The organism is Bradyrhizobium sp., from assembly GCF_036009065.1.
Taxonomy (GTDB): Bacteria; Pseudomonadota; Alphaproteobacteria; order Rhizobiales; family Xanthobacteraceae; genus Bradyrhizobium.
In genome coordinates this window covers 1-4100 of the sequence record NZ_DASYMN010000096.1, presented here as the reverse complement: position 1 = coordinate 4100, position 4100 = coordinate 1, and the positions used below count along the sequence as shown (strand labels likewise).

4 protein-coding genes and 1 pseudogene are annotated in these 4100 nt (G+C 63.7%); 2 read left to right on the top strand and 3 right to left on the bottom strand.

Annotated elements, in window-relative coordinates; translation table 11 throughout:
• A partial coding sequence (locus VGP39_RS05805) for an AMP-binding protein (protein ID WP_327567153.1) occupies positions 1–804 on the bottom strand: 804 nt, incomplete at its 3' end.
• Between the two features lie 54 nt (positions 805–858).
• On the opposite strand from VGP39_RS05805, the gene VGP39_RS05800 reads away from it, so the two are divergent.
• Complete coding sequence (locus VGP39_RS05800; RefSeq protein ID WP_414644575.1) at positions 859–1932, top strand: extensin family protein; 1074 nt, start codon at positions 859–861, stop codon at positions 1930–1932.
• 240 nt (positions 1933–2172) lie between these two features.
• Here VGP39_RS05800 and VGP39_RS05795 read toward each other — a convergent pair.
• Together VGP39_RS05795 and VGP39_RS05790 are read right to left on the bottom strand one after the other, a co-directional pair.
• Positions 2173–2317 (bottom strand): annotated as a pseudogene (locus VGP39_RS05795) (L,D-transpeptidase); the annotation flags it as partial.
• Between the two features lie 9 nt (positions 2318–2326).
• Positions 2327–3010, bottom strand: coding sequence for a L,D-transpeptidase (locus VGP39_RS05790; protein ID WP_327567151.1), 684 nt, complete (start codon positions 3008–3010; stop codon positions 2327–2329).
• Between the two features lie 349 nt (positions 3011–3359).
• On the opposite strand from VGP39_RS05790, the gene VGP39_RS05785 reads away from it, so the two are divergent.
• Positions 3360–4100, top strand: a 741-nt coding sequence (locus VGP39_RS05785; RefSeq protein WP_327567150.1) for a CorA family divalent cation transporter, incomplete at its 3' end; no start/stop codon positions are given.

Here is a 4100-nt window from a genome sequence, read left to right as displayed (position 1 = left end):
CTTCTCGGTATCCAGCAATTCATACACCGAGGCGCCGTCGAGTTTCGCGCCCGGCATCACCAGTTTGGTGCCCATCGAAGGCGCCGAGAACGCGATGCCCCAGCTGTTGGCGTGGAACAGCGGCACCACCGGCAGCATGGTGTCTTCGGCATTGGCGCCAAGCGAATCGCCGTTGTTGGCCATCAGCGCGTGCAGCACGTTGGAACGGTGCGAATACAGCACGCCCTTGGGATCGCCTGTGGTGCCCGAGGTATAGCACATAGCCGCCGCGGTATTTTCGTCGAAGGTCTTCCACTGGAAGTCACCATCGGCTTCGGCGATCCAGTCCTCATAGGCGACCGCGTTCTTCAGCGTGGTCTGCGGCATGTGCGCTTTGTCGGTGAAGACGATATAGCGCTCGACGCTTGGAAGCTTGTCGGCGATCTTTTCCAGGATCGGGATGAAGGTCAGGTCGGTCATCACGATGCGGTCTTCGGCATGGTTGATGATCCAGGCGATCTGGTCCGGGAACAGCCGCGGGTTGACGGTGTGGCAGATCGCGCCGATCCCCATGATGCCGTACCAGGCCTCGAGATGGCGCCAGGTGTTCCACGCGATGGTGGCGACGCGATCGCCGAGTTTTATGCCTTCGCGATCGAGGCGTTGCGAGACTTTCAGTGCGCGATTCCGAATTTCGGCGTAATTGGTGCGATGTATGGGGCCTTCGACCGACCGCGTCACCACCTCCTGGTTGCCATGGATCGAAGCTGCGTGCTCGATAATCCGGTGGCAAAGCAAAGGCCAGTCTTGCATCAAGCCGCGCATACGAACGTCCCTCCAATGTGTTATCGCTTGTCGCACTTCCCTCAAGGAATTGTCATGAAGTTTAGCGCGGCAAAAGCAAGCCGAAAATGGCCTTGTGGCGGCCTCGGCTGCGACAAACGGCCAATGGTTACCGTTGCCGCCCTGCTGCTGATGATTTGCGCGCAAACCGGACCGGCGGCGGCGCGGAGGTCCGGGGCCTGGTCGCAGGCGCCCTGGGGTGAGCTGTTTCGGGACGCTCGGCCGAAGCAGCGCCGGGCTGTGGCTTCATCGATACCGTTGCCCAAGCCGCGTCCGGCGGAGGCGCCCGGCATTGAAGACAAGCCCGTGGAGGGCAAGCCCGAGGAGGCCGAAAAGCCGGCCGCGGAACAGGCTGCGCCCGCGCCGCCGCCGCCCTCGGCCTGCCGGCTGGCGCTGACCGAGGCGATTGCGATTGCGCCCAGCATTCCCGCCATCAGCGGGCCCGGAGCATGCGGCGGCGGCGATCTGGTCCGGCTCGAGGCCGTGGTGCTCCCGGACAAGAAGCAGGTCGCGGTAAAGCCGGCGGCGATTCTCCGCTGCACCATCGCCGCGGCGGTCGCAGACTGGATCCGGTCAGACATGGCGCCGTTGGCGCAGCGCCTCGGCACCACGCTTGCCGAGCTCGACAACTTCGATTCATTCGAATGCCGCGGCCGCAATCGCGTATCGGGTGCAAAAATGTCCGAGCACGGCCGGGCCAATGCGCTCGACCTGCGCGCCCTGAAATTCGCCAACGGCCAGTCGCTGTCGCTGACCGACCGCGGCGTGGCGCGCGAGCAGCGCGAGGCTGTGCTGCATTCGGTGTGCGCGCGGTTCACCACGGTGCTGGGGCCGGGGTCGGACTGGTATCACGAGGACCACATCCATCTTGACCTTGCCGAGCGGCGCGGCGGCTACCGCATCTGCCAGTGGAACGTCTACGATTCCATGCCGGCGGTCGCCCCTTTGTTGCCAGCCGGGCGTCCGGAGGAGGCGCCGCCGCGCGAAGTCGCCGCCAAACCCGACGCCGCCAGGCCTGCCGCTGCCAAGCCCGACGATGCCGAAGCGGAGCCTGTTCCCCAGCCAAAACCGCGGCCAACAAAAAAGCGCCGGAGAGCCGGCGCTTTTTAGAGCATGATGGGTTTGTCGAGTCGCCGCGACGCTCAGCTCACCTCTCCCCCGCAGGGGAGAGGTCGCCCCGCATCGTCAGATGCGCGGCGGGTGAGGGGCCTATCCGAGTCCGAGCGCTTGAGTCCCCTCAACCGAAGCCTGCGCTGCGCTCCGGCTTCGACCTCTCCCCTGCGGGGAGAGGTGACGCCACCCGCTTCGACCTCAAAGCATCACACACTAGAACCCTTGCGAAAGCGATCGCTATTGCATGACCGAGTTGCCGCCGCCCTGCAGCGCCACCTTCGAAATTGAACGGCGAGTCGCCATGCCTCGGCTCCAGCACCACGACGATGGCGCCCATCTTCACCCGATCATACAGGTCGATCACGTCCTCGTTGGTCATCCGCGGGCACGGTCAATTCAACGGCATGTTGCTGCCGCCCTGCAGCGCCATCTTCGAATTGAACGGCGAGTCGCCCTGCTTGGGGTCGAGCACCACGACAATGGTGCCTTGCTTGACCCGGCTGTAGAGGTCGATCACGTCCTCGTTGGTCATGCGGATGCAGCCCGAGGAAATCGAGGCGCCGATATATTCCGGCTGGTTGGTTCCGTGGATGCGGAATAGGGTGTCGCGGTTACCCTGATAGAGATACAGCGCGCGCGCGCCGAGCGGATTGTCGACGCCGCCGGGCACCGTACCCGGCAGGCCCTCGATGCGCCTGTGGATGTCCGCGGTCGGCGTCCACTTCGGCCATTCCGCCATGTTGCCGACCCGCGCGATGCCGGAGAACGCCAGCGCCTCTTCGCCGACGGTGATGCCGTAGCGGATCGCCTTGCCGCCGTCCTGCACCAGATACAGATAGTGATTGTCGGAATCGATCACGATCGAGCCCGGCATCTCCTTGCGGTGATAATTGACGATCGCACGCCGGAACGGCTCTGCGACGGGCACCTTGTCATAGCGCGCCTTGTCGAGCTGGGCCTTGTCGGCCGGCTTCATGGCGGCCGTGGGAGCGGCCTGATAGGTGGTCCCCTGCATGCAGCCCGACAACATCAGGCCTGCCGCCAGGATAGCCAATTTCACGTTCAACGACGACATCTGGATTCCACCTGGATCAAATCAGGACGCGTCAACTTGCGCCTCAAAAGCCACGATTCTGTTAAGCCCCAGTATCGTCGAAATCCGCCATAATTCCAGTACTTACATGCCTCTGCCGCGATGCGGGACGCTGGCTGTGTCTTTTCTGCCGCTACTTTTCGGGATTTGGGCCAGTTTTTAAGCAGTCGTAAACCACCTGCCGAAGCACGGCCACTTCCCTGCCACCTCATCGCCGCAAATGGGGTTAATCGGCGGTGGGAAGTGCTTGCCAAAAGCGAACGAAATGGAGCACTGACGGGATGCCATGTCCGCGGTCTGACCCTTGCGTCGCCGGTCCCGGAGTTTCCGCATGCTTTCGGTCTATGCTCCCGCCGCCTTCGCGCTGAAAAAAATCGAGCCGGTCGATTTCGCGGCGTTGCCGGAGGCTGCTGTGTGGATCGATCTGGTCAAGCCGACCACCGAAGAGGACCGCGCGGTGGAAAAGCTGGCCGGCATCGCGGTGCCGACCCGGGAGGACATGCAGGAGATCGAGATTTCGAGCCGGCTTTATGTCGAAAACGGCGCGCGCTACATGACGGCGACGCTGATGTGCGCGGCCGATACCCAATCGCCGCGGATCACGCCGGTGACGTTCATCCTCGCCGGCCACCGCCTGGTGACGGTGCGCTACGATCTGCCGAAACCGTTCACGCTGGTGGAGAACAAGCTGGCGCGGAGTTGCGCGCCCGGGATCAACGGCGAGACCGTGCTTTTGGAATTGCTCGACGCGGTGATCGACCGTTGCGCCGACATCCTGGAGCGCGCCGGCGCCGACGTTGACGAGGTCAGCCACGACATTTTCGAGCCCGAGGGGGCTTCGCGCAGCGGCCAGGCCAAGCGCTATTCCGACATCCTGATCAAGATCGGCCGCAAGGGGGATTTGACCTCGAAAGTCCGCGAAAGCCTGGTTTCGGTCGGACGCGTGGTGACGTTCGTGGCCGCCGCGGTCGACGGCGTCAAATGGTCGAAGGACATGCGCGAGCAGCTGAAAACCATGCAGCGCGACGTCGCCTCGCTGACCGACCACGCCTCCTATCTGTCCAACAAGATC